This is a genomic window from Pseudomonas baltica (assembly GCF_031880315.1).
GTDB lineage: Bacteria > Pseudomonadota > Gammaproteobacteria > Pseudomonadales > Pseudomonadaceae > Aquipseudomonas.
This window is the reverse complement of the sequence record NZ_CP134771.1, coordinates 51,010-76,459: the sequence shown is the minus strand read 5'-3', so window position 1 is coordinate 76,459 and position 25,450 is coordinate 51,010. Positions and strand designations below refer to the sequence as shown.

The window sequence follows — 25,450 nt, the reverse complement described above, 5'->3', positions numbered from 1 at the left end:
ATGCGCGCAAGGAGTTCATAGCGATGAAAACCGATTATTTCGACCTGTCGGGCAAGGTCGCCCTGGTCACCGGCGCCAGTCGCGGCCTGGGCTACGAGATGGCCATGGCCTTCGCCCGCCAGGGCGCCGATTTGATCATCACCAGCCGCAAACTGGAGGCCTGCGAAGCGGTCGTGCAAGAGGTGCGGGCGCTCGGTCGGCGCGCGCTGGCCTATGCCTGCCACATGGGCGAATGGCAGCAGATCGAGGGGCTGGTCGATGCCGCCTATGCAGAGTTCGGCAAGGTCGACATTCTGGTCAACAACGCGGGTATGTCGCCCTTGGCGCCGTCCTCGCTGGAAACCAGCGAAGGACTGTTCGACAAAATCGTGGGGGTCAACTTCAGAGGGCCGTTTCGGCTGACCGCCCTGGTCGGCCCGCGCATGGTGGCGGCGGGTAGCGGCTCGATCATCATGATCAGCAGCACCGGCGCGCTGCGTCCGTCCCCGGCCTTCGCACCCTATGCCGCGGCGAAGGCAGCGCTCAACAGCATCACCACCTCGTTCGCGCTGGAGTACGGCCCCAGCGTGCGGGTCAACTGCATCAGCGCCGGGCCCTTCCTGACCAACATCTCCACGGCCTGGGGCGACCCGCAACACATCAACGACGGCGCCGCGTTGAAGCGCGCCGGGCGTCCGGAGGAGATCGTCAGCACGGCGTTGTACCTGGCCAGCGACTACTCGAGCTACACCAGTAATGCGCTGATCAAGGTCGACGGAGGTCTGGCGCCCTGAGGTCGAGCCACGTAACGCAAAAAGCCCGGCATCGCTGCCGGGCTTTTTCATGCGCGTGGGGGTCAGGCCACGCGCCGCCCCGCATCGCCGATCAGCAATTTGCGGGCGCTGCTGCAGTCCGCCAGCGGCCGGCCCACTTCGGCCACCAATCTGGCGGCGGCCTCCACCGTCTGGGCGTTGTTCAGATCGGTGCCGCCGGCGGTGTCTTCAACGCCCACCCGCAAGTGGCCACCGCGCTCCAGGGCGTGGCGGGCGATGGGGCTGTCGAGCAGCACGCCGCCCATCAGGCTGACCATCCAGGGCACCTGGCTGCCCTCCATCAGCCCCAGGTACACATCCAGCGCCTGCACGGTCGGCGGCATGCCGAAGTTGGTCCCCGGCACACGGGTGCCGCCCAGCACCCACTCACCGCCAAAATACAATTTGATCATCGAACCCGACGGCAGTTTGCCGGCCTTGGCGAAGGCCATGGCCCAGCGCAGGTTGCCCGGCTCATAGATGCCGATCATCAGCGGCTGTTGCACCCGCTGGGCAAACTTCATTACCTCGACGCAATCGGGGTAGGTCGCGCCGTTCTGCACGTGCAGGGTCGGCAGGCCGTCTTCATCGAGGAAGCCGAACTGGGTCAGGCCCGGGTCCAGCGAGATCATGCGCAGCACGCCGGCGTCGGCCATGGGTTGCAGGTGTGCGTTCTTTTCCCAGGTGGTGTCGCCGCGCAGGTAGTCGGCGTACAGAAAGGCGTCGGGATAGGCCTGCAGCAGCTCGCGCTCGATGCGGATGATCTGCGCGGTGGCGTCGCTGCGCGATTGGCGAAAGTCGTGGTGGTGGTGAACGATGGCGGCGCCTGCGGCAAGGCTGGCCATGCCTTCGTTGATCATCTGTTCGGTGCTCAGCAGCGGTTCGCCTTTGCGCAACGGCGTCACTGCCGATTCGAGAATCACAGGCGTGTTTTGGTACGAGGTCATGGGGTGTCTCCTTCAGCGGCGTTGTTGTTATTGGACGGGAGCGATGGATATGGTCTTGGGGCGGATGAATTCATCCAGGCCGGGCTTGCCGCCTTCGCGGCCGAAGCCGCTCTCGCCCTGGCCACCGAAGGGGCTGTGGGCGGGCACCGGGAAGGCGCCGTTGACGTAGACCGAGCCTGCCTGCAACTGCTCGGCGACCCGGTGCACGCGGCTGACGTCTCGGCTGTGGATGTAGGCCGCCAGCCCGAAGCGGGTGTTGTTGGCGATGGCGATGGCGTGGGCTTCGTCGTCGAACGGGATGACGCACAGCACCGGCCCGAAGACCTCTTGCTGGGCGAGGTCGGAGTCCGGGTCGACGTCGGCGAACAGCGTGGGCTCGATGAAGTAGCCGTTGGCGAGCTCACCGCCCATGCGCGCACCGCCGAGCAGCAACCGCCCGTCGCCGGCCTCGATGGCGCGCTGGATCATGCCCAGGATGCGCTCGCAGGACGCGGCATTGATGACCGGCCCGAAGCTCACCGTCGGGTCGCTGGGGTCGCCGCAAGGCAGTTGTCGTGCGGCACTCACCAACTTGTCGAGGAAACTGGCGTAGATCTGCCGTTGCACCAGGATGCGCGAGCCGAGAATACAGGCCTGGCCGCTCATGGCGCTGAGCCCCATGGCCACCGCATCGCGCACTGCGGCGTCGAGCTCGGCGTCGGCGAACACGATATTGGCCGACTTGCCGCCCAGCTCCATCACCGAGGGCTTGAGGTGCGCGGCGCAGGTGGCGAGGATCTTGCGCGCTGTGGCCGGGCCGCCGGTGAAGGTGACTTTTTCGACCTGCCGATGGGCCACCAGCGCATCGCCGGCCGCGGCGGTGCCGGGCAGGGTATTGATGACCCCCGCCGGGATACCCGCTTCACGGGCCAGGCGGGTGAACAGCTCGGGGGTGAAGGGCGTGTGTTCCGAAGGCTTGATGACCACGCAGTTGCCGGCAGCCAGTGCCGGGATGACCTTCATGCACAGCGACACCAGTGGCACGTTCCAGGTGATGATCACCCCGATCACGCCGTAGGGCTCGGGTTGTGTGTAGGTGAAGTCCTCACCACGGATAAAGGCCCCGGTCACGCTGCCCTCGAGCTTGTCGGCCCAGCCCGCGTAGTAGCGTGTCCATTGCTGGGCGATGTACGCGCGGCCACCGCCCGAGCGCACGGGGGCGCCGTTTTCCAGGGCAGCGATGCGGGTGAATTGTGCCTCGTCGGCGGCCAGCAGATCGGCCAGGCGCAGCAGCATGTCCCGCCGTTGTGCGGGCTTGCAGCGCCGCCAGAGGTCGAAGGCTGCGGTGGCGACGGCGATGGCCTGGTGGATTTCCTCCGGGCCCGCCAAGGGCACCTGGGCTTGCACTTGCCCGGTGGTTGGGTTGCGGTGTTCGAAGGTACCGCCCGAGCCTTCGCTCAGGGCGTGCGCGCCGATGTGCAGATGGACATCGGGCAGGGCGTTGTCAGGTGTCGAGGGGAGCATGCGGGGTGTGTCCTCGGGGGCTGAATTTATTGTTATCGGGCGGCTTGCGCGGCACGTTTCTTACACTAGCATTGAGTGGCAGTAACTGCCATTATTTTTCATCAGGCGCCGCTGACCGGCTTGGCTATTTGAATTGCCAGGTCGATCAGTTACTCTTTTTCGTTCGTTATCGAAGCGATGGACCCATGCCTAAAGCTCGTTCCGCCCCGCCGGCCGCCAGTGCGCCCCACGATGTAAACCGCACTCGGCTGGCCGCCTCCCGCAGCGCCATTGCTCTGTTCATCGAGCACGGCACCAGCGATTTCACCGTCAAGCAACTGGTCAGCCACACGGGCCTGTCGGAACGCACCTTCTATCGCTACTTCCCCACCAAGGAAGACGTGGTCAAGCCGGCGATCGCCGAGGCCATCGAGCGTATCGGCGCGGCCATGGCCCGGCGGCCGCGCACTGAGCCGTTGCGCGACTCGCTGGTGGCGGCCTTTATCGACGCCTGGGTCGCGGTGCCTATCCAGCGTTCCCAGGCGTTGGCCCAGGTGATGAACGAGACCGACAGCTTTCGCGCGGTCTGGCAGCAGGCGTTCATGGCCGGTGCCAGCCAATGGACGGCCATCATGGCCGAGCGCCTCGGGTTGCCGCCCCAGGCGCCACAGGTGGTGCTGGGCGGCGCGGTGGTGGCGGTGTCGGCGCGCCTGGCGCTGGAAAACGCCGACCCGCGCAACGGCAGCCATGCCGGTGAGCTGCTGGCCCACTACCTGACGCTGCTGGGCCCGAATCTGTTTTCGGTCGATACGGACTGAATATTGGCAGTTACTGCCACTGGTGTTATGTTGCATTGGCTTGCCCGGGGTTCATGCCCAGGGCCGCCATAACAACAACAGCAGGGGCACAGCCACGTGAACAACTATCTGCAAGACAAGGTCGTCATCGTCACCGGCGCGGGGTCCGGCTTCGGCCGGCTGATCGCACGCAAGGCGGCGCAGCAAGGGGCCAGGGTGATCGGCGTCGATATCAACGAGCCAGGGCTGCAGGAAACCTTCACCGGCATGGGCGAACGGGGCGAGCAGGGCGCCTGGTGCCTGGCCAACGTCGCGGACCGGGCGCAAATGGCCGGCATGGCCGCCTTCGCGCTGCAGACCTTCGGCCGTATCGACATTCTGGTCAACAACGCCGGCACCATGCCGTTGGCGTTCTTCGCCGACCACGCACAAGCTGCGGACGCCTGGGACCGCGCCATCGATATCAATATCAAGGGCACGCTCAATGGCATCACCGCGGTCTATGACGCGATGATCGCCCAGGGGCAGGGCCATGTGATCAACATCTCCTCGACCTACGGCAATTATCCCAATGCCGGCTCCGCGGTGTATGGCGCGTCCAAGACCGCCATCAACAGCTTGTCGGAGTCGTTGCGGGTGGAGTCGCAAGGCAAGATCAAGGTCACCCTCGTCAAGCCCACGGGCATTCCGGCCACGGGGCTTAAGGGCTCGATCATCAACCCGCAAGCCTCGATCGGTATGCTGGGCCACCACAGCGAGCAGGCGCGCGAGGTGTTCAAGCGCTTCATGGCGGGCGATCTGGAGCCTGAGTACACCGACGTCGACAGCATCAAGTACTGGTTCATGGACCCGGCCTTGCTGGCCGATAACGTGCTGTACGTGATGAATCAGCCGTGGGGCGTGTGCATCAGTGACATCACCGTGCGCGCCAGTGGCGAACCGTACATGCTGTGATGGCAATCGCCCCTGCCAGTGCGGCAGGGGCGGCCTTGCGCTCAGAGCTGAGCGGCGCGGGCCATGTCTTTTTCGAAATGGCGCGAGGCGCAGTAGAAGTGCAGCGCCGCCCACAGCAACGAGCCGCACATGACGATCAGCAGCGCCATGCGCAGTGAATTCTCGCCACCGACCACATCGCTGAGCATCCCCACCACGAACGGCGCCAGGCCATAACCGATCAGGTTGGTGACCACCTGCATGCCCGCCAGGGTGATCCCGCGCATGCGCGGTTTGGCCAGGCTGACCATGCTGCCGAAGGTCGGCGGTATGGTCGAAAACGCCAGCATCGCGAGGATGAACCAACTGGCGATGGCCAGCGGGGTGTTTTCTACCAGCGTCGCAGCGACGGCCACCGGCACCGCCAACAACGAGGTCGCCGCCGCCAGGCCGATGCGCCGCCCGGCGATGACTTTGCCCACGCGGTCGCTGAGTAGCCCGCCGAGAATCGAGCCCGCCGCCGAGAAGCCGCCAAAGGTAACGCCGGCGACGATGCTGGCGTGGGCGAGGTCCAGGTGGTGCACGCGCATCAGGAACGCCACCAGCCAGGCGCTGTTGGCGGAGATCGCCATGATCGCCAGCGGCATGGCGATGAACAGGTGGCGCAGGGATTTCTGCCCGACCAGAAACCGCGCCGTTTCCTTCAGGCTGGGCATGGCCTTTGGCTCGACTCGGGCTGGGTCCATGGCGCCGCGCCGGGGCTCCTTGACGGTCAGCAGCAGGATCGAGGCGAAGATCGCCCCCGGTAATCCGGCGATCAAGAACGCCGCACGCCAGCCGTAGTGCACGGCCACGTAGCTGCCGATGATGGCGCTGCCGGCCGCGCCCACCGAGGTGCTGAGAAACAGCACACCCATGGCAGTGGAGCGTTTGCGTGGCGGGAAGAGGTCGGAAATCATCGACATGCTGGTCGGTGAACCGCCGGCCTCGGCCGCACCCACCGCCATGCGCGCCAGCAGCAATTGGCTGAACGACTGCGCGAAGGGCGCGAAGGCGGTGAAGCAGCTCCAGCACAGCACCACGATGGCCAGCAGGTTGCGGCGGTTGACGCGGTCCACTAGATAGCCGAGGGGCAAGCCGGCCACCGCGAAGGTCAGGCCATAGACCAGCCCGGTGAGCAGGCCCAGCTGGCTGTCGCTGAGGCCGAATTCATGACGAATGGGCTCGATCACGATCGACACCACGATACGGTCCAGGTAATGGGTCGAATGAATCAAGGTCATGATGAACAGCGCGTACCAACTGGCGCGCATCACCTGGTCCCGAGGTGTTGCGGCCGCGCTTTCAAGGGTCGTGCGTTCAAGCTTCAGGGGTACGCTCTGTTCGCCGTTCATCAGGGGCATCCTCTTATTGTGATTGTTGTTGCAGGAAGGTGATGATTGCGCCGTTGAAGGCGTCGTTCTTGTCGCCGGCCACCATGTGCCCGGCGCCTTCGATGTCCACCAGTTGCAGGTGCGGCAGGTGCCGGCGCAGGTGTTCGGCGCCCTCCAGGCTGACCACATCGCTTTGCTTGCCGCGCACCAGCAGGGTCGGCACCTTCACGTGGGCGGCGGCAGCGAGCATGCGCCGGGAGATGTCGCGGGTGCGGCCGCGATGGTCGCCCTCCATCAGGCGTGGGTCCCAGTGCCAGTAGAACCGCCCATCCTCGGCCAGCCGTACATTCTTGCGCAGGCCCTGGTGATCGGTCGGGCGCGGACGCGTGGGGTTATAGGCAGCAACCGCTGCGGCGACGTCTTCCAAGGAGGCGAAGCCCGCGGTGTGGGCGGTCATGAAGTTGACGATGTGATCGACGCCGTCGAATTCCAGCTGCGGTGCGACGTCGACCAGAATCAGCGCGCGGGCCAGCTGCGGATCTTCGCCCTGGGCGATCAACGCGGTGACGCCACCCAATGAGGCGCCCACCAGCACCGCCGGGCGCGACAGACTCGCCAGCACCCGGCGCAGGTCCGCCACCAGAGCGTCGAGGGAGTAATCGCCGCAGGGCGACCACTGCGAATCACCGTGGCCACGGCAATCGAGCGACAGCACTCGATAACCGCGTGCGACCAATTCATCAAAGGCGCGGGCCCAGGAATGGCGCGTCTGGCCGCCGCCGTGCAGCAGCACCACGGGTTGACCGTCAAGAGGTCCGTCGAGGTCGGCGACCAGCACGTTATCTTCTGCGCCGGTAAAGGTGACGACGGGGCGGGCGCTGTGCTGCAAATGCCGTGGAGTCATGAGCAAAACTCTGAGGGATGACCTGCCCGTGGCCGGGCAGGTGGGAGCTGTTCGCGCTTCAGCCCAGGGGCGCCACGCAAACGGTCTTGGGCCGGATGAATTCATCCAGGCCGGGCTTGCCACCTTCGCGGCCGAAACCGCTTTCGCCCAGCCCGCCAAAGGGCGCATGGGGTGGCAGACGCGCCGCGCCATTGACGTACACGGAGCCTGCACGCAGCTGATCGGCGACCCGGTGCACCTGGGTCACGTCCTGGCTGTACAGGTAAGCGGCCAGGCCATAGACGGTGTTGTTGGCGATGTCCACGGCCTGGGCTTCGTCACTGAAGCGAATCACCGACAGCACCGGGCCGAACACCTCTTGCTGCGCCAGATCGGACAGCGGGTCGACGTCGGCGAAAATGGTCGGCTCGATGAAGTAACCCTCGGCCAGCGTACCGCCCATGCGCTTGCCGCCCGCCACCAGCCGCCCGGCACCTTTGCTCTGGGCGCTGTCGATGATGCCGAGGATGCGTTCGCAGGCGGCGGCGTTGATCACAGGGCCGAACAGCACCTGCGGGTCGTCGGGCATGCCGCGGGGCATGGCCTGGGTCGCCACCAGCAAGCGCTGCAGGACCTCGTCGTAAATGTCGTCCTGCACCAGCAGGCGCGAGCCGAGGATGCAGGCTTGCCCCGCCAGCGCGCCGAGGCCCATGTACACGGCGTTGGCGACCGCCAGATCGAGGTTGGCGCCCTTGAAGATGATGTTCGCCGACTTGCCGCCCAGCTCCATCACCGAGGGCTTGAGGTGCTCGGCGCACGCGGCCATGATCTTGCGCGCCGTGGCCGGGCCGCCGGTGAATGACATCTTCTGGACCTTGCGGTGCACCACCAGCGCGTTGCCCGCCTGGGCGGTGCCCGGGACCATATTGATGACACCCGGTGGTATGCCTGCCTCGATGGCCAGCTGGGCAAACAACTCCGAGGTGAAGGGCGTGAGCTCCGAGGGCTTGACCACCACGGTATTGCCCGCCGCCAGCGCCGGAGCGATCTTCATGGCGAGGGAAATCAGCGGCACGTTCCAGGTGATGATCACCCCGATGACCCCATAGGGTTCGGGCTGGGTATAGGTGAAGTCGCCGCCCTGAATGAACGAGCCGGTGACCGAGCCTTCGAGCTTGTCCGCCCAGCCGGCGTAATACTTGAGCCACTCGCGCGCATGGGCCACCAGGGTGCTGCCGATGCGCACCGGCGAGCCGTTTTCGAGCACCGCGATGCGCGCAAATTCGTCGCCGTGAGCCTGCACCAGATCGGCCAGGCGCAGCAACGCGTCGCGCCGAGCCGCTGGTTTGCAGGCGCGCCATTGAGTGAACGCCAGCGCGGCGGCATCAATGGCGGCGTTGACCTCGTCGGGGCCGGCCAGCGGAATCTGCGCCTGTACGCGCCCGGTGGCCGGATTGATGTGATCGAAACTGCCACCGCTGCCGGTGGTCAGTGCCTCGGCGCCGACCCGCAGATGTACGGCGGGGAGGCGAACGGCGGGCAGGGGCATCTGTGCAGCATGACTGGGCATGATGTATTCCTCGGGGTAGTCGGCAGGGGAGTAGGGGACTTCAGCGTTTGCTGATCTTGATCCCGGCCTGTTCCTGGTCCCATGTGGCCGCCGTCACGCCTTCGTCGCGCAACTGGTACTTGAGAATCCGCCCCACGGGGCTGCGCGGCACTTCGCGGCGAAACTCGATGTAGCGCGGCACCGCGAAGTAGGGCAGATGATCCACCGACCAGAGAAACAACGGCTCTGCCTCCAACGAGTGGCCGGCGCGCAACACGATGGTCACCTTGAGCTCGTCCTCGCCCAGGTCGGAGCGCACCGCGTGGGCGGCGATGTCTTCGATTTCCGGGCGTTGACGAAAGGCGGCTTCGACCTCGAAGCTGGAGATGTTCTCGCCGCGGCGGCGCAGGTAATCCTTTTTGCGATCGACGAAATAGAAGTACCCCTGCTCGTCGAAGCGGCCGATGTCGCCGGTGTGAAACCACTGGTTGCGCAACAGCTTGAGGGTGTCAGCGGGGCGCTGCCAGTAGCCGTCGAACATGACGTTGGGCTTGCTCGGCCGCACGATGATTTCGCCTGGGCTGCCCACGGGCACTTCGACGTCATGCTCGTCGACGATACGCACGTCGAAATCCGCGTGGCGCATGCCGGAGCTGCCGGGAGCTGCGGGCACATCCAGTGGCTGCACGGTGACCATCGCGCACTCGGTCAAACCAAAGCCGCTGATGATGGTGCGCTTGACGCCGAAGCGCGCCTTCCACTGTGCCTGGATGTCTGGCGGGAACGGCGCGCCGATGACATTGACGATCTGCCCGTGGCAACGCTGCATCGCGTCGTTGTCGGCCGCTTGCACCAGCAACGGGAACATCGAGGCCAGCAGCATGACTTCGTTGGCGCCGGTGCGTTCGATTTCCGGCCAGAAGTTGGACACCGAAAAACGCGTGTACAGCGCCACTTTTGCGCCCACCATGAGGTTGGACATCAAGGTCGCGCCCACCGCGTTGAAGTGGAACATCGGCAGCGGCGTCCAGGTCACGCTGGTGTGATCGCGCCCGGAGACTTCGAGCATCTGCCGGCCCAGGTTGCAGGTGTAGTTGTGGTTGACCATGCAGCCCTTGGACGGGCCGGTGGTGCCGCCGGTGTAGATGAGCATGGCCAGGTCGCTGGGGGCGATGTCGACCGCCGGGTCCGAGGTATCGTCGCTGTACAGCGCGGGCCACTCGATGACCTGCCATTGGCGCTCGGCAGCGGCGGCCAGGTCCGGCGTTGCGCCGCGGTAGACCACGGTGCTGACTGCGGGAATACCGCTGGCGATGGCGGCGACCCGCTCGGCGTAGTCGCTCTGGGCGATGACCACCGCAGCGCCGGAATCAGCCACCTGGTGGCGCAGAAATTCGCCTTTGTAGGCGGTGTTGACCGGCACGCTCACCGCGCCCAGCTTGGTGATCGCAAACAATACGATGATCGCTTCGGCGCAGTTGTCGAGGATGGTCACCACCGTCTGGCCCTTGCTGACGCCCAGGGCCCGCAAGCCGTTGGCGACCTGGCAGGCATGCCGGTCGATGTCCCGGAAGCTGTACTGTTCGCCGAGAAAGTCCAGGAAGATGCGGTCGCCGTAGGCACTGACCGCACGGCGCAACACGGCGTTGATGGTGTCCTGGTCGCCGGCGCTCCAGCCGGCCGCCTGCAAGTGCTCTGGCTCTGAATGAGTAATGGCGTTCATGAAAATCCCCGGTGTTATTGGACTTATCTGGAGTCAGTCTTGATGAATTTACTGGCTATATGTCAGTTATTTGTCTGCGCCGTTACAATCGCGTCAACAGCGCCGCGGAGGCGATCGGCCCGCCGCCCATGGTCACCGCAGACACTCTCGGCGTCCCGGGTACCTGCCGGTCGCCGCCCAGGCCGCGCAACTGGATCACTGCTTCGTGCACATGGCCAAGGCCATGCAGGCGCCCGGCCGACAACTGGCCGCCGCCGGTGGCCAGCGGCAACTCGCCGTCCAGGGCAATCCGCTGGCCGCCCTCGATGAATGCCGCGCCTTCACCGCGCTTGCAGAAGCCCAGGCCTTCGAGCCACAACAGGCTGAGGAAACTGAAGCCGTCGTACAGCTGCGCCATGTCGACGTCGGCCGGCTTGAGGTAGGTGCGACTCCACAGGCGCTTGCCGGCGTCTTCGGCAGCGAAGCGGGTGAGGTCGGTTTGCTGATCCCAGGTGTCGCGGCCATACAGCGGGCCGCAGATGGCTTCGATGCCGATGGCGGCAGCGTTGAGATCGCGGGCGCAGTCACGGTGCGAGACGATGATCGCCACCGCGCCATCCACCGGCACGTCGCAGTCGTACAGGCACAGGGGCGTCGAGATCATTCGCGCCTCCAGGTACTGCTGCAGGCTCAACGGCTCGCGGTAAATGGCCGTGGGGTTGAGCGTGGCGTTATGCCGAGCGGTCAGGGCGATCTGCGCCAGTTGCTCGCGGGTCGCGCCGAATTCATGAAAGTAGCGCGACGCCGCCAGGCCCACCCAGTTGGTCGCTGAAAACGCGCCGAAAGGTGACTGCCAGATACCGAATCCCGCTACCCGATCGGCGCCCGCACCTACCAGGCTTGAGCGCGTGCCCTGGCTTGCGGCCGACGACTCGGTCACGGTGCGAAAGCACAGCACATGGCGCGCCTGCCCGGTGGCCACGGCCATGCAGGCATTGATCAGTGCGCTCATCTGCGACGCCTCGGCGCCGGCGGTGTACCAATTGAGCTCCAGGCGCAGGGCTTCCTTGATGTCGGTGATCGAGACCGGGGAATAGCCGGCAGGCTCGGGCTTGTAACCCGGCCAGCCGGCGATGCCGTCGATGTCGCTGCGCTCAAGGCCGGCATCGGCCAGCGCCCGGGTGATGGCCTCCAGCGTCAGGTCCAGGCCCGTGCGCCCCAGGCGGCGCCCGGTCGCGGACTGGCCGACCCCGGCGATGATCGCTCGACGTTCGAATATTTCAGTGCTCATGACGCTTCCTTCGCTGACCGGGCCTGCCCGTGAAGGCAGGCCCGAGACCACTGATCAGGCAAACATCTTCATGACGTCGCCGGAGGTGACCGGCTTGCCATCGGCGCGCGCCGGGTTGGCGCCACCCAGGCCCGCACGCGGCGCGGTATCGACATGCAGCGCCTGAGCGCGCAGCGCACCGACGGTGCAGTTCTCGCGGCCCAGAATGGCGAACGGATCGTAGGAGAACTCACGCATGGCATTGAGGTGGGTGATCTTGTGGATGTCGTTTTCCGGCAGGTGCTGGATGGTCTTCCACAGGGCCTCAGGGCAGTTCGGCCACACGGTGTCGGAGTGCGGGTAGTCGCATTCCCAGGTGATCATGTTGTCGTTGAGAAAGCGCGTGTTGGCCAGGCCAAAGGCGTCATCGATGAAACAGGTAATGAAGTTCTTGAAGAACAGCTCCGAGGGCAGCAGCTCGCCGAAGTTGGAGTTGGTCCAGGCGCTGTGGTGCTTGTAGGTGAAGTCCGCGCGCTCGAGGAAGTACGGAATCCAGCCGATGCCGCCCTCGGACAGGGCCACCTTCAGAAGGGGGAATTTCTTGAAGATGGGCGAAAACAGCCAGTCGGACGTGGCGTTGGCGATCGACATCGGCATGGTCACGATCCACGAGTCGATCGGCGACTCGGACGACACATGGGGGGCGCTCATCCCGGAGCCGATATGGATGCTGACGACGATGCGATGTTCCTCGCACACCGCCCACAGTGGGTCCCAGTAGCCGCTATGAATGCTCGGCAGGCCTTTGGCGGCCGGCACGTCAGGGAAGGTGATGGTGCGCACGCCCAGGGCGGCGACTCGCTTGGCTTCGGCAACGCAGGCGTCGATGTCCCAAAGCGGCATGATCGCCAAGGGGATCATGCGCCCGGGCGCGTAACCGGCCCATTCATGGATGTGCCAGTCATTGTAGGCGCTGACGATCGCCTTGGCGGCGGCCGGGTCTTTGGAGCCGATGAACAGCACGCCGGCGAACTGCGGGAAGGTCGGGAAGCAGATGGAGCCCAGCACGCCGTTGACGTTCATGTCGTCGATGCGCGAGGCGATGTCCCAGGCGCCCTTGCGGATCTGGCTGTAGGCTGCGGGCTCGACACCGTATTCCTCCGGCGGGCGACCCACCACGGCGTTCAAGGCGATGTTGGGCAGGACCTTGCCGTCGTAGATCCAAGAGTCCTGGCCTTCGGTGCCGTTCTTGGTGGTGTGCATCCTGGGGGCCTGGTCACGGTATTTGGCCGGCAGGTGACGGTCGAACAGGGTCGGCGGTTCGATCACGTGATCGTCGACACTGACCAGGATCAGATCATTCATTTCCATTCGGACTACCCTCATTGTTTTTGTTGGGCGAAGCAGTCGCGCTGACGGCGACAGCGAGCGAAATGCGAAAAAACTGTCATATAGTCAGTTATAAACTTACCCCTCGTGGTCCGGCGCTGTCAAGCGGCCTGACCGATCAACCCCGGCAAAACTAAAGAGATACAAATTTCTATTTGCGTCTCATAAAACTCTGGTTAGACTCTATGAGACACAATGCGGTTTCTGTCTCATTGCGCGTTTGCAGCGGCAGGCTCCTCATTGTGTGCCCCATCACTCTGATGCAGGACAACAACAATGAAGATCGGAGCTGTAAACCTGGCCGACCCTGACGTCTTCGTCGGCGGCGTGCCCTACGACTATTTTGCTTTTCTGCGCGCTCACGCGCCGGTTACCTGGGTGCCTCGGTCAGGCAACGACGGCTTCTGGGCCGTCACTCGGCATGCCGATATCGTCGCCATCGAGAAAAACCCCGAGGTGTTCAGCTCACGCACCAATCTGTTGCCGCTGCCGATTCCGGAATTCACCCTGCAGCGCGACATCGATCACAACCTGGTGCTGACCGATCCGCCTCGGCACGCCTTTTTGCGCCGCATCATCATGAGCGCTTTCACGCCCAAGGCCGTGGCGCAATTGAACGAGCGGATCAAGGTGCTGACCGCTGCGATCATCGACGAGGTGATAGAGAAGGGTGCATGCGACTGGGTCGATGTCGCCGCCTACGTGCCGATCGAAGTGGTCGCGCACATCCTCGACGTGCCCGAAGAGGTGCGCGCCCAGTTGTTCACCTGGGCCAACGCCACCCTGGGCAGCAGCGACCCGCAAGTAGCCGCGCTGCTGGACCCGCGCACCGCCGCCGAACAGATGTTCGCCTATGCCAGCGAGCTGGGTCGCCAGCGCCGAGCCAATCCTCAAGACGATATCTTCAGCACCATCGCCGCCGCCCGCGAAGACGGCGAAATGCTCAGCGACGTCGACCTGGGTTGCTTCTTTCTGCTGCTGGCAACCGCCGGTAACGAGACCACCCGTACGCTGATCCTGCAGGGCACCCTGGCCCTGATCCAGCACCCCGAGCAGATGCGCAAGCTGCGCGCCGACCCGTCGCTGCTGCCCAATGCCATCGAGGAGATGCTGCGCTGGGCCACCCCCGTGCTGTGCTTCGGCCGCAAGGCACTGAGCGATGTCGAACTGCACGGGCAGTTGATCAAGGCGGGCGATCAAGTCGTGCTCTGGTACTGTTCCGGCAGCCGCGACGAGGCGGTGTTTGAGGCGCCCGATCGCTTCGATATCGAACGCCGCAACGCCCGGGATCACCTCGCCTTCGGGGCCAAGGGCGGCATTCATCAATGCCTGGGTTCGATGCTGGCACGCAGTGAACTGCTGGCGATGTTCGAGGCCATCGTCACGCGTCTGCCCGACATCCGCCTGGCCGGGCCCGTGGTGCGCTTGCGCTCCAACTTCGCCAACGGCATCAAGCACATGCCCGTGCATTTCAGCGCCGCTCCGGCACCGGGTAATAGCCCGCGCGCACGGCTGTACGCCACCGAAACCGCCGCACCGCCGCCCGGCTGCCCGATGCACCGGGCCGTGCCCTGAGGCATTCACACAGTGGAGATTCAGATGAACGAGACAACAAGCAAACGCGGTGCCGGGGTACAGCAACGGGTGGTCGACAGCGCGGGCTCCTGCGTCGAGCGCCTGGGCCTGGAAGCCACCACCGTGGATGACATCGCCACCGAGGCAGGCTTGTCGCGGGCCACGCTCTACCGCAAGTTCGCCAACAAGGAGGCCATCTTCGACGCCATGGTCGCCGCCGACGCCGAGCCCTTCGCCGAGCAGGCCGAGCAGATCCTCAAGGGCGCGGGCAGCCTCGCCACCCGTATCGAAGACGCCCTGGCGCTGGGCATCCTGGCCATGGCCGAACGCCGCTGGCTGCATGACGCGATGCAGGGCGCCGGCTCGTTGGGCAATACCCTGTTCCAGACCGGCTACCGCCAGCGTTCACGCGCGGTATTGGCGCTGATCGTGCAGTCACCCCAGGCCCGTCCCGGGCTTGAGCTCGACACGTTGCTGGAGTGGTTCATGCGCGAGCTGCTGGCGCTGGTGGCGGCTCGGCCCTGGGATGAGGTACGCCTGCGACGGCACATCGCCGACTTTGTGCTGCCCGTGCTGATCCTCGACCAGTACCGCTGAAACCGCCCGACCATACCTTGTGGATGAACGCACCATGCCAACAATAATAATGATCGAACACAACGGCACCCGTCATGAGCTGCAAGCCAAAGCCGGCGAGTCGGTGATGCACGCGGTGATGGAGAATATGGTGCCGGGGCTGCTCGCCGACTGTGGCGGCGCCTGCAGCTGCGCCACTTGCCACGCCTACGTGGTGCCGGCCTGGCGGGACCTGCTGCCACCTCCGAGCGAGGATGAGGCGCTGATGCTTGACGGCGTGCTGGAGCAGCGTGCCACCAGCCGCCTGACGTGCCAGGTGATTGTCACCGAGGCCATGGAGGGCTTGCAGTTCCAACTGCCGGCCAGCCAATGCTAGCGCCGGGTGGTGTGGTGATCGTCGGTGCCGGCCAGGCGGCGGCGGAGCTGGCGGTGAGCCTGCGCCAGCAAGGGTATGGCGAGACCATCACGTTGATCGGCGATGAGCCGTGCCTGCCGTACCACCGCCCGCCGCTGTCCAAAGGCTTGCTGGCCGGCACGCTGCAAGACGACGCGGTGCTGATTCGCAGCCAGGCGGCGTATGCCAAGGCCGGGATCGAGCTGCGCCTGGGCAGCCGGGTGCAGCGTATCGAGCGCGAGCACGCCAGGGTCCGGCTCGACACGGGCGATACGCTGACGTATGGCGCGCTGGTGCTGGCCACCGGCGGTCGTGCTCGCCGGCTAGAGCTGCCGGGCGCCGAGCACCCACGGGTGATGACGCTGCGGAGCATGGCCGACGTGCAACGGCTACGCGAACACTTCAAGCGCGGCCAGCGCCTGGTGATCATCGGCGCCGGCTATGTAGGCCTCGAAGTGGCCGCCATCGCCGCGCAGGCAGGGCTCGACGTGCAAGTGCTGGAGAGCGCTGACCGGGTGCTGGCGCGTGTCGTCACGCCGCAGCTCTCGGCCTACTACCAGCAGGTGCATGCGCGCGCCGGCGTGGCCATCACCACCGGCATCAGCCTGAGCGCCATCGTCGAAGAGCCGGACGCCGCCTTGCGGATATGTGCAGGGCAGGGTGCCAGCTGGCTGGCGGACGTGGTGCTGGTGGGCATTGGTCTGGAGCCCGATGTGGCGTTGGCGCGCGATGCCGGTATCGAGGTGGGCAACGGTATTCTGATCGACGAGTTCGGCCGCACCAGCGTGCCGTCGATTTTCGCCATCGGTGATTGCGCCAACCATTTCAACGCGTTTGCTGGCAGGCGCCTGCGCCTGGAGTCGGTGCAGAACGCGGTCGAACAGGCACGCGCGGTGGCCAGCTGGTTGTGCGGCAAGCCAGTCGCCCATCGCATCGTGCCGTGGGTCTGGTCCGATCAATACCATCTCAAGCTGCAGATGGCGGGCTTGTGCGAAGGCCATGACCAGGTGGTGCTGCGCGGTACGCTGGCGACCGATAGTTTTTTGATGTTCTACCTGCGCGCAGGGCAGGTCATTGCCGTGGATGCGGTCAACCGGCCGGCGGAGTTTCAGCACGCCAGGCGGCTGATCGGCAACGGTGGCAATGGCGTGAGTGCTGAACAACTGGCGGATGAGGCGGTACCTCTCAAAGCGGTAGCGGCCTGACGGTGGCGCAATGGCCGGTGTTTTCAAGCTAGATAATTGACATATAGTCAGCTAATATCCTCGCTCGACCGGCCCGTTGTGCAGGGGCCACATCCTGCGTTGGTACTTCAAAACACGAGGTACTCATGAGCGAGAAGCTAGCAGTACATTACCGGGAAATCCTGGAGGGCCTGGGCGAAAACCCTCACCGCGAAGGCTTGCTCGACACCCCGGCCCGGGCTGCCAAGGCCATGCGCTTCCTGTGCAACGGCTACCACAAAGACCTGCACGAGGTTCTCAACGGTGCGCTGTTCGCGTCCGACACTGACGAGATCGTCATCGTCAAGGACATCGAGCTCTATTCCCTGTGCGAGCACCATCTGTTGCCCTTCATCGGCAAGGCCCACGTCGGCTACATTCCCAGTGGCAAGGTGCTGGGGCTGTCCAAGGTCGCGCGGATCGTCGACATGTTCGCGCGGCGCCTGCAGATCCAGGAAAACCTGACCCGGCAGATCGCCTCGGCCCTGCAGGAAGTGACCGCCGCCGCCGGGGTCGCGGTGGTGATCGAGGCTCAGCACATGTGCATGATGATGCGCGGGGTTGAAAAGCAGAACTCGGTGATGACCACCTCGGTGATGCTGGGGGCGTTCCGCGATTCGGTGAACACCCGTCAGGAGTTTCTGCAATTGATTGGCAAGCGCTAGGGTGAAGCCGCCCATGGACAACCCGCCGGTGATCATCCAGCGTGAAGGCCCGCTGACCCTCATTACCCTGAACCGCCCGCAGGTGCACAACGCCTTGAACGCCCTGGCGCAGCAGGCGCTGGAGCAGGCGTTCGATGATTTTGACGCCGACCCCTCGCAGTGGGTTGCGATTGTCACCGGGGCGGGCAGCAAGGCGTTCTGCGTGGGCCACGATCTCAAGCAACAGGCCCGTGCCCAGACGCCCGTGACGCTTGCCAGGGGCTTCGCCGGCCTCACCGCGCGGTTCGACCTGACCAAGCCCGTCATCGGCGCAGTCAACGGCATGGCCATGGGCGGCGGCTTCGAGCTCGCCCTGGCCTGCGATATCCTGGTGGCCAGCGAGCATGCCACGTTTGCCTTGCCCGAGCCGAAGGTGGGCCTGGCCGCATTGGCCGGTGGCTTGCAGCGCCTGCCCCGGGCCATCGGTCTCAAGCGCAGCATGGGCATGCTGCTGACCGGGCGCCGCCTGAGCGCGGCCGAAGGGCTGGCGGCGGGCTTCGTCAATGAAGTGACCGGTGGTGATGTGATGCACTGCGCCCGCGAGTGGGCCGCGCAGATTCTCGCCTGCAGCCCATTGGCCATCAGGGCGACCAAGGAGGCCTTGCTGCGCGGCCTGGACCGCCCCATGGCGGCGGCAATGGAGGAGCAATGGCAGTACCCGGCGATGCGCCAGATGCTGGACTCGGAGGATGCCCACGAGGGACCGCAGGCCTTCGTCGAGAAGCGCGCGCCGGTGTGGAAGGGCCGGTAGTCGCCTCGTATCTGCACTGGCTGTGTTGTCAGCGCAGGGTGCGTCGAAAATGCAGCGGATACCTACCCGTGACGCGTTTGAAGGCGCTGCTGAATGCGCTCCGTGAGGTGATTTCGGCGTTTCTGGTCTCCGGGGAATCGGATTTCCTGTTGCACGTGGTGGTGCCCGACCTGCGTGATTACGAGCGCTTCTTGACCGAGTCGCTGCTCCGGCTACCGGGGGGGGCGGGACATCCGCAGCAACTTCGCGATCAAGACCATCAAGCCTGCAGGGGTGTTGCCGTTGGAGCATTTGAAATCAACGCATCGCAGTGGATGTGGCAGCCCGGAAGTTGCCTGGCGCCGATGTGAGGTAGGATGAGGTCTTTGTATTATGATTACAATGTCATTGCTCCCACCTTTTAGGACGTACGCGAGCCCACGGCTGCGTGCAGGCCCCGATAAGCCGACTGGGGCGTTTCTGAGGGCGTATTGCCTAGGGCTGTGGCAGTCAAGCCCGCACGTCGGCGCCGAACCCTGAAGGACTAAGCACACACACTCGAAATCCAGCGTGCAGTACCCTCGATCGAGGCCATACGGGTCTTCACCCGGCGGATGATCCTGCCAGTTGGCAATCAACGAAGAGCGCACGCCGAAGACCGCCTCCGAATCCAGATAGTCACCGCCTTCACGAAACACATGGGTCACCAGGCGCTCATGATTCGGTGCGGTGATCATGAAATGCAGGTGCGCCGGTCGCCATGGATCAGACCGTGTGAAAACCCTGGAAATATGCTCATCAATTCAAGAAAATGCCCCTATCGCTAGATACGGGCATTTTCTTATGCGCTATATCCAAGGTGAAAACCGTTCCCAGACCGCTTTGTTCCCTGTGTCGATGGACGAGCTTATTCCCGATGATCACCTGGTTCGCGTTATCGACGCCTATGTCGCGCTTCTGGACTTCGAACAGCTGGGCTTCGATAAAGCCAAGCCCAAGGCTACCGGGCGCCCTTCGTATGATCCCGCCGATCTAGTCAAACTCTATTTATATGGATATTTTCAGCGCATTCGTTCGTCGCGGCGACTTGAAGCGGAGTGCCAACGCCACGTGGAGGTCATGTGGTTGTTGGGACGACTGGCCCCTGACTTTAAAACCATTGCCGATTTTCGGCGCGACAACAGTGCGGCGTTCGTCGCAACGTGTCGTGCCTTCGTTCGGTTCTGCCGCCAGGCCGGGCTGATTGCCGGAGAGCTGGTAGCCATCGACGGCAGTAAGTTTCAGGCGGCCGCCTCCGGCAGCAAACACCTGACCTTGAAAACACTTCAAGCCCGAGAAGCGAAACTCGACAAGAGGATTGCGCGCTACCTGGCGCAACTCGATGAAGCGGATCGCGAGGAAGACGCAGAGCCGATCGACCGCTCGGCAGTACAAGTGGCGCTGGCCAAGCTGCAGGTAGAGAAGGCCAATAACCAGACGTGCCAAGTACTGATGCAAGCTCAAGACCTGACTCAGCACGTCGTTGGCGAACCTGATGCGCAAAAAATGCGAGGGCCTTACGTCGCATTGGTGGCATACAACGTTCAGAGCGCTGTGGACGCAAAGCACTGTTTGATCGTGCACCACGAAGTCACTAAGGATTGCTCCGATAACCGCCAACTTGAGCCGATGGCCAAAGCTGTTAAAGACGAGCTTGAGCAATCAACACTCTGCGTTGTGGCGGATGCAGGTTATTCAAATGGCACCCAGTTCCAGGCGTGTGAGGATGCGGCGATCACCGCATTTGTCCCGCCCAACAGATCCACCAACGCGGCGAGTGATGGGGAGCAGTATTTTGACCGCAAAGACTTCGGTTACAACAAAGACACCGATCAATATCAGTGCCCTGCTGGCAAATTACTGAACCCGAAATACCTGAATAACAGTGGTCGAGTCTATAAAGCGAGCATCCGCGACTGCAAGGGCTGCCTGCTGAAAAGCCGCTGTACAAAAGGCGAGCATCGCTCGCTGATGCGCCATGCCCATGAAGAGGCGTTTGAGCGAATGGAGCAGCGGATGAAAGCTCATCCCGAGATGATGTGCTATCGCCGCTCCACTGTTGAGCACCCCTTCGCCAATCTGAAGCACTGGATCTTCGGCAATAGCCGCTTTTTGCTACGCCAGTTGAAGGGAGCTCGTGCAGAAATGGCACTGGCGACACACGCCTACAACCTGAAAAGGGCTATCCAGGTGCTGGGAGGTCGAAAACTGATGGCGCTGATGGGCTGAAAGGCCCTTTTGTTTTTTACGGTTCGTAAAAGCCAATGCCCCGACAAGTCGGGGCATTGGCTTTATTCGCTGAGAACTGAGTTTTTCACACGGTCTGACGGATGGCGGTTCAGCGCCTCCAGCATTTACCGAGGGGGCCGTCATGGGGGATCGGATAGCAGTCAGGCACGATGGTGCGAAAGTGGCATGTGCCTTGTGCATCGGCTTGCAGCACGGCGCGGCCTTGAAAGGTCGCTTCCCCGAGCTCGGGCTTCTGGACATCGTAGAAGCCTGCAGCATCGGCCTGCCAGACCTCCACGGTCCCGGCTTGCCGTGAATGTCCCGCACGTGGGTGCGCACGAACCAGGGCGTTCCAAGCAAGCCTTCGCTGATGTCTGCGCCGAGGTCGAAATGCGGGGCGTTCGGGACATGGAAGGGGCCGAAGACCGTCGCTTCGGTACAGCCCTCAGGCTTGCGGTTGTTCTGCGCGGTGACCAGGGTCGACAGCCCCAGGGTGTCCGAATGCAGGATGAACTCCTGGCGCAGCGGCGAGCAGATCTGCCCGACCGCTGTTAAAAACTGGATGCCCCTGTCCCATTCCTCTTCGGTCAGCTGCGTCTCCCGAGCGAAGTCGTCCAGGTGCTGTATCAGGCCGGCCATTATTTCGTGCAGGCGCGCATCGCCGGTTTCGGCGTTGCGGGCGAGCACGGCTTGAGTGATGGTGTGTTCATGAAGGTTTTTCATGAGTCTGCCCTTCCTGCCCGTGGTTCTACCGGGGATGAACAGTAGCCCTGACCAAGCTGTACGCGGGAGCGCCGGCTAGGCGAACATCGCCGCGCTCTCAAACGGGGGTGGTGGTGCATTTGAATTGGAGTATGTGCATGCTCGCAGAAGATTCCAGGTATCTCGCTTCGACCCGCGAAGGCAGCCAAGGTGTCAACGTGCTCACGGATTTCATCTGCGCAATTGGAAACGTCGATTCGGCGTTTCTGGGGTATGGCGTGCAACTTCCATCCGCAGAGCTAGGGGGCAAAACCGCGGCTGGGGCGAGGGCTGGTTGCCTACCTAGAAAAAAACAATCGGGGTTCCCGACCAATGGGTAAAACCTCTATACGGGCTGGTGCTGGCTCCGAGTGGTAATCTACAGCCGTGCCTGGAAGTTTTTCGCGCGGTGTGTTGACAACCCTTCGAAACCAGTCCAGAATTGCGTCCATTCCTGAGGCAGGAATGAGAAAAACCCTAAGTTAATCAAATGGTTAGCGATTGGATGTTGGTCTCGTTTCCCGCTCCAGTTTAAAGTGTGCAGCAAGCCGGTTTGGGTGCTTCACATCTGAGGCCGAGTAGCAAAATGGTTATGCAGCGGATTGCAAATCCGTCTATGCCGGTTCGATTCCGACCTCGGCCTCCACCTTTGAAAGCCCCGCAGATTAACGTCTGCGGGGTTTTTTTTGATCGCCGAAAAATGGCGGGTATTCTCGGGGCGAGCGATGCCCGGATCAGGGCATTGCGCGTGCGATGTTGGCGATTTAATATGCCTCTCCAACCTCCCACGGCGTACCTCGCCGACGTTATTGCCCGACAAGGACGTTTGCAATGATTCGATCTCTCACGCTCCTGACGCTCCTCCTGGGCGGCGCTGCCGGCGCGCAAGCCGATGTGTTCAAGTGCACGCACCTGAATGGCTCGGTGAGCTTTGCGGCGGTGCCGTGCAGGCCTGAGGTCGGCGCGACCCAATGGGAGAGCACCACCGTGCGCACCAAACTTAAAAGCGTATCGCCCGAAGACGCCAAGCCCCAGGTCATCAACGAGCGCGCCACCGAGATCCTGCGCAAGGGCTATAACACGCGGATCAAGTACACGGTCACGGTCGTCCCGGACCCGAACGGCGAGAAGCTCAAGTACGACGGCAAGCAAGGCTTCAACTACAACACCTGCAACCGCGGCGGGCAGGTGGTAGCGTGCAGCGGCAACGGCCCTTGATCGCGCGTGCAAGCTCCTTCAGTACATTCACAAGCTTTGCTAGCCCACTGATTCACAAGCAGTTTGTATTGGTGGGGCGGCAGAGAAAACTGGTGTCCAATTGCGGATTTCTGCTTGCCTAGGGCGGCTGGGGTGTATATATTCGTCTCCCTGTTCGGGGTATCCAGGCAGCACCTCTCGGTTATTAGCCGCAGGTGACTCGCCAAATCCTCAAACTGATCCGCAACACCGCGCTGCCGCCCGAATGGCGAAACTGGTAGACGCATGGGACTTAAAATCCCCCGCTCGTAAGGGCGTGCCGGTTCGATTCCGGCTTCGGGCACCATCCAAAATCAAGCGCTTAGCTTGCCTGTCTTCAAATATCTCTGATGCACTCCTCTGTGTAGTTGATCCGACTGGGCGCTCTCGTGCTCGGATTGCGTGCGCCTTTTGGACCTATCCTCACTCGCTAAGTGATCCGCGCTTAGCATTGCGGCTCAATGTCCGCATGATTAGTCAATAAATCCTTTAAAAACAGATAGTTGAGGTATCTTTATAATGCTATTTATACGGTGCTGATCAGAGAGCATTTTGAATGGATTATTCTACAAAAACCTTTTAAAACAGATATCTATAGAGGTTTATTAAGGTTTTTTAGAGATTGCGCTGTGGTTGGCGAAATTCACATGTCGCCGCACCTTCAGCTCCCGATCACACCCTTGATCCGACTCGTCAGATCATCCATTGAAAACGGCTTGGTCAGCAGGTGCATCCCCGGCGCGAGCTGCTCTTCCCACGTCGCGGCGTTATGCGCATAGCCGGTAATGAACAGCACTTTGAGGTCCGGGCGCAGGGTGCGGCCGGCGTCGGCCACCTGGCGGCCGTTGATGCCACCGGGCAGGCCAACGTCGGTGACCAGCAGGTCGATCTGTGGATTGCGCTGCAGTACTTCCAGGCCGGTGGCTCCGTCTGCGGCTTCGAGCGCAGTGTAGCCGAGGTCTTCGAGTACTTCGGTGATCAGCATGCGCACCGTCGGCTCATCGTCGATCACCAATACCGTCTCGCCTTGTCCGAGTGCCGAGGGCAGCGCGGGCGCTGAGGGGGTGGCGCACGGAGTGGCTTCGGCACGGGACCTGGGCAGGTAAAGGGTCATTTGAGTGCCCACCTCCAGCTGAGAGAGGATCTGTACGCTGCCGCCGGACTGACGCACGAACCCGTAGATCATCGACAGCCCCAACCCCGTGCCTTCTCCTGTGGGCTTGGTAGTGAAGAAAGGATCGAACGCATGGGCGATCACGTCGCTGGTCATGCCGCTGCCGGTGTCGCGGACACTCAGGGTCAGGTACTCGCCGGGCGGCAGGTCGCGTTCCGCGGCGGCGCGAGCGTACAGGGTGCAGTTGGCGGTACTGATGGTCAGCGTCCCGCCTGCGGGCATGGCGTCACGCGCATTGATGCAGAGGTTGAGCAGGGCGTTTTCCAGTTGATTGGCGTCGACCTGGGTCAGCCACAGGTTGGACTCGCTCTGGGTGTCGATGTGCACGCTCGGCCCGACCGTGCTGCGGATCAGTTCGAGCATGCCCTGTACCAGTCTGGCGATATCGGTCGGGCTGGCTTCGAGCGTCTGGCGGCGGGAGAACGCCAGCAGGCGGTGAGTCAGTGCTGCCGCCCGGTTCGATGCGCCCTGGGCGGCATTCAGGTAGCGCTCGACGTCGGCCACACGGCCCTCGGCGATACGCAGGCGGACCATCTCCAGGCTGCCCATGACGCCCGTCAGCAGGTTGTTGAAGTCGTGCGCCAGGCCACCGGTCAGTTGCCCGACCGCTTCCATTTTCTGGCTTTGGCGCAATTGCTGTTCCAACAGGCGTTGGGCGGTCATTTCGACACCGACGCCAGTGCGGCGCACCGGCTCGCCTGCGGTATTGAAATACGTATGTCCGCGCGACAGTACCCAGCGTATCGAGCCATCGGGGTGAACGATACGGTACTCAAGCTCCAGGTCGCCACTCGTTACCAGGCCGCCGGCCATGGTCTTGCGCAACGCGAACAGATCATCAGGGTGAACGTTGGCCAGAAACTCCGCGCGCTTGATCCCGGCGGCGGCCTGCTCGGCATCGATGCCATAGAGCTCGCTGACACCTTCGTCGCAATAGAAGCAATCGTTGGACACTTCATAGGTCCACACGCCAACACCGCTGACGGCCGAGAGCGCAAGGCGGGCGAAGTCCATGGAGTCGTAGAGTGCGGTATCGCTGGCTTGTTCGGCGGTGACGTCGCGGCCGCCGACTTCGTGCCTCTGCAGGATCGATGCAGCGGCGCGACGCGCATCTGCGATGCTGGCGTAATGCCCCTCGCGCACTTGGGTATCGAGCAAGGCGCCGAGGGCCAGGTCGAGGGCGATGTCCTGGGGGGCACGATAGGACATGCGCAATTCTCTGGGCTGGGTAGTCGAACGTGGGGCGATTATCACCGCCGGGAAGAAAAGTTGCCAGCGCCCGGGCTATTGGTGCAAGCCTGGCGCTCGGTCGATGTTCAGGCCTAGGCGATGTCGGTCGAGCGTCGCCCACGGCCCAGGCCGCGCTCGCGCAATCGGTCGGCGTGAGAGTGGAGCAGGTCGGCATCGTCCTGGAAGGCCAGGATCAGTTTCGCCAGTTCCATACGCTGCGATTGATCATCGATCCTGGCCAGGCGCAGGGAGATGGCCAGCAAGGTATCGATTGAACCCTCCAGGTGGCTGGCAACGGCACGCAGATCCTGATCGATAGTGGGCGGCGCTCGTAGTTTGCGCATCAACTGTCCGTACGTGTTTCCGATTGATTGATCCATGTGAAGGGCACTACTCGTGAGGATGAGTGAGTTGGCAGCTCCTGCGCGCATAACCCTGTGATAGCAAAATGCTCCCAAGGTTCCCAACCAGGTAGCAATTGCC

At 63.3% G+C, this 25,450-nt stretch carries 22 protein-coding genes, 2 tRNA genes and 3 pseudogenes; 14 read left to right on the top strand and 13 right to left on the bottom strand.

Annotated features, from left to right (window positions below):
- The first annotated feature begins 23 nt into the window (after positions 1-23).
- Complete coding sequence (locus REH34_RS00365; protein ID WP_311970331.1) at positions 24-773, top strand: glucose 1-dehydrogenase; 750 nt, start codon at positions 24-26, stop codon at positions 771-773.
- A 62-nt stretch (positions 774-835) separates the two neighbouring features.
- Here the strand turns inward: REH34_RS00365 and REH34_RS00360 are convergent, their stop codons facing one another.
- On the bottom strand, positions 836-1,738 hold the full coding sequence (locus REH34_RS00360) for a 3-keto-5-aminohexanoate cleavage protein (protein WP_311970330.1): 903 nt from the start codon (positions 1,736-1,738) through the stop codon (positions 836-838).
- Between the two features lie 27 nt (positions 1,739-1,765).
- Positions 1,766-3,241 carry an aldehyde dehydrogenase family protein gene (locus REH34_RS00355; RefSeq protein ID WP_311970329.1) on the bottom strand — a complete coding sequence of 492 codons (1,476 nt, stop codon included), beginning with the start codon at positions 3,239-3,241 and terminating at the stop codon, positions 1,766-1,768.
- 185 nt (positions 3,242-3,426) lie between these two features.
- Here REH34_RS00355 and REH34_RS00350 point away from each other — a divergent pair, with 185 nt between their 5' ends.
- Positions 3,427-4,038 carry a TetR/AcrR family transcriptional regulator gene (locus tag REH34_RS00350; RefSeq protein WP_008370389.1) on the top strand — a complete coding sequence of 204 codons (612 nt, stop codon included), beginning with the start codon at positions 3,427-3,429 and terminating at the stop codon, positions 4,036-4,038.
- A gap of 96 nt (positions 4,039-4,134) precedes the next feature.
- Positions 4,135-4,971, top strand: coding sequence for an SDR family oxidoreductase (locus REH34_RS00345; RefSeq protein ID WP_311970328.1), 837 nt, complete (start codon positions 4,135-4,137; stop codon positions 4,969-4,971).
- Between the two features lie 41 nt (positions 4,972-5,012).
- On the opposite strand, the gene REH34_RS00340 is transcribed toward REH34_RS00345, so the two are convergent.
- The 6 genes from REH34_RS00340 to REH34_RS00315 form a co-directional block, all read right to left on the bottom strand.
- Positions 5,013-6,344 (bottom strand): MFS transporter, encoded by a 1,332-nt coding sequence (locus REH34_RS00340; RefSeq protein ID WP_311970327.1) that lies wholly within the window; start codon positions 6,342-6,344, stop codon positions 5,013-5,015.
- Positions 6,345-6,357: 13 nt separating this feature from the next.
- Positions 6,358-7,227, bottom strand: coding sequence for an alpha/beta hydrolase (locus tag REH34_RS00335; RefSeq protein ID WP_311970326.1), 870 nt, complete (start codon positions 7,225-7,227; stop codon positions 6,358-6,360).
- 58 nt (positions 7,228-7,285) lie between these two features.
- Positions 7,286-8,776 (bottom strand): aldehyde dehydrogenase family protein, encoded by a 1,491-nt coding sequence (locus REH34_RS00330; RefSeq protein WP_311970325.1) that lies wholly within the window; start codon positions 8,774-8,776, stop codon positions 7,286-7,288.
- Positions 8,777-8,816: 40 nt separating this feature from the next.
- Positions 8,817-10,478, bottom strand: a complete 1,662-nt coding sequence (locus REH34_RS00325) for an AMP-binding protein (protein ID WP_311970324.1) — start codon at positions 10,476-10,478, stop codon at positions 8,817-8,819.
- A gap of 82 nt (positions 10,479-10,560) precedes the next feature.
- A complete protein-coding gene (locus REH34_RS00320; protein WP_311970323.1) occupies positions 10,561-11,748 on the bottom strand; it encodes a thiolase family protein in 1,188 nt (395 codons plus the stop codon).
- A 54-nt stretch (positions 11,749-11,802) separates the two neighbouring features.
- Positions 11,803-13,098, bottom strand: coding sequence for an amidohydrolase family protein (locus REH34_RS00315; protein WP_311970322.1), 1,296 nt, complete (start codon positions 13,096-13,098; stop codon positions 11,803-11,805).
- 294 nt (positions 13,099-13,392) lie between these two features.
- On the opposite strand from REH34_RS00315, the gene REH34_RS00310 reads away from it, so the two are divergent.
- The 7 genes and pseudogenes from REH34_RS00310 to REH34_RS00280 all read left to right on the top strand — a co-directional run.
- Entirely contained in the window at positions 13,393-14,691 is a 1,299-nt protein-coding gene (locus tag REH34_RS00310; RefSeq protein WP_311970321.1) for a cytochrome P450, read from the top strand.
- A 24-nt stretch (positions 14,692-14,715) separates the two neighbouring features.
- Positions 14,716-15,288, top strand: a complete 573-nt coding sequence (locus tag REH34_RS00305) for a helix-turn-helix domain-containing protein (RefSeq protein ID WP_311970320.1) — start codon at positions 14,716-14,718, stop codon at positions 15,286-15,288.
- A 34-nt stretch (positions 15,289-15,322) separates the two neighbouring features.
- On the top strand, positions 15,323-15,643 hold the full coding sequence (locus REH34_RS00300) for a 2Fe-2S iron-sulfur cluster-binding protein (RefSeq protein ID WP_311970319.1): 321 nt from the start codon (positions 15,323-15,325) through the stop codon (positions 15,641-15,643).
- A complete protein-coding gene (locus tag REH34_RS00295; protein WP_311970318.1) occupies positions 15,637-16,866 on the top strand; it encodes an FAD-dependent oxidoreductase in 1,230 nt (409 codons plus the stop codon). The genes REH34_RS00300 and REH34_RS00295 overlap by 7 nt, the downstream gene beginning before the upstream one ends.
- A gap of 125 nt (positions 16,867-16,991) precedes the next feature.
- The gene (gene folE, locus REH34_RS00290) at positions 16,992-17,549 is read left to right on the top strand and encodes a GTP cyclohydrolase I FolE (protein ID WP_008370377.1); all 558 of its coding nucleotides are present in this window, start codon (positions 16,992-16,994) and stop codon (positions 17,547-17,549) included.
- A 13-nt stretch (positions 17,550-17,562) separates the two neighbouring features.
- Positions 17,563-18,339: an enoyl-CoA hydratase-related protein gene (locus REH34_RS00285; protein WP_311970317.1), complete on the top strand. Its 777-nt coding sequence runs from the start codon at positions 17,563-17,565 to the stop codon at positions 18,337-18,339.
- Positions 18,340-18,437: 98 nt separating this feature from the next.
- Positions 18,438-18,699 (top strand): annotated as a pseudogene (locus REH34_RS00280) (Lrp/AsnC ligand binding domain-containing protein); the annotation flags it as partial.
- A gap of 245 nt (positions 18,700-18,944) precedes the next feature.
- Here the strand turns inward: REH34_RS00280 and REH34_RS00275 are convergent.
- A pseudogene (locus REH34_RS00275) lies at positions 18,945-19,109 on the bottom strand (6-chlorohydroxyquinol-1,2-dioxygenase); the annotation flags it as partial.
- Between the two features lie 52 nt (positions 19,110-19,161).
- Between REH34_RS00275 and REH34_RS00270 the strand changes: the two are divergent.
- A complete protein-coding gene (locus tag REH34_RS00270) occupies positions 19,162-20,586 on the top strand; it encodes an IS1182 family transposase (RefSeq protein WP_311972198.1) in 1,425 nt (474 codons plus the stop codon).
- A 109-nt stretch (positions 20,587-20,695) separates the two neighbouring features.
- On the opposite strand, the gene REH34_RS00265 is transcribed toward REH34_RS00270, so the two are convergent.
- Together REH34_RS00265 and REH34_RS00260 are read right to left on the bottom strand one after the other, a co-directional pair.
- Positions 20,696-20,884, bottom strand: a complete 189-nt coding sequence (locus REH34_RS00265; protein ID WP_311972197.1) for a hypothetical protein — start codon at positions 20,882-20,884, stop codon at positions 20,696-20,698.
- Between the two features lie 200 nt (positions 20,885-21,084).
- Positions 21,085-21,225 (bottom strand): annotated as a pseudogene (locus REH34_RS00260) (dioxygenase); the annotation flags it as partial.
- A gap of 674 nt (positions 21,226-21,899) precedes the next feature.
- On the opposite strand from REH34_RS00260, the gene REH34_RS00255 reads away from it, so the two are divergent.
- From REH34_RS00255 to REH34_RS00245, 3 genes are all read left to right on the top strand, one after another.
- A tRNA-Cys gene (locus tag REH34_RS00255) sits at positions 21,900-21,973 on the top strand.
- 185 nt (positions 21,974-22,158) lie between these two features.
- Complete coding sequence (locus tag REH34_RS00250; RefSeq protein WP_311970316.1) at positions 22,159-22,545, top strand: DUF4124 domain-containing protein; 387 nt, start codon at positions 22,159-22,161, stop codon at positions 22,543-22,545.
- Between the two features lie 238 nt (positions 22,546-22,783).
- Positions 22,784-22,870, top strand: a tRNA-Leu gene (locus REH34_RS00245).
- A 354-nt stretch (positions 22,871-23,224) separates the two neighbouring features.
- On the opposite strand, the gene REH34_RS00240 is transcribed toward REH34_RS00245, so the two are convergent.
- Both REH34_RS00240 and REH34_RS00235 read right to left on the bottom strand, forming a co-directional pair.
- Positions 23,225-24,946 carry an ATP-binding protein gene (locus REH34_RS00240; RefSeq protein WP_311970315.1) on the bottom strand — a complete coding sequence of 574 codons (1,722 nt, stop codon included), beginning with the start codon at positions 24,944-24,946 and terminating at the stop codon, positions 23,225-23,227.
- Between the two features lie 113 nt (positions 24,947-25,059).
- Positions 25,060-25,311 (bottom strand): hypothetical protein, encoded by a 252-nt coding sequence (locus tag REH34_RS00235; protein ID WP_226502762.1) that lies wholly within the window; start codon positions 25,309-25,311, stop codon positions 25,060-25,062.
- Between the last annotated feature and the right edge of the window lie 139 nt (positions 25,312-25,450).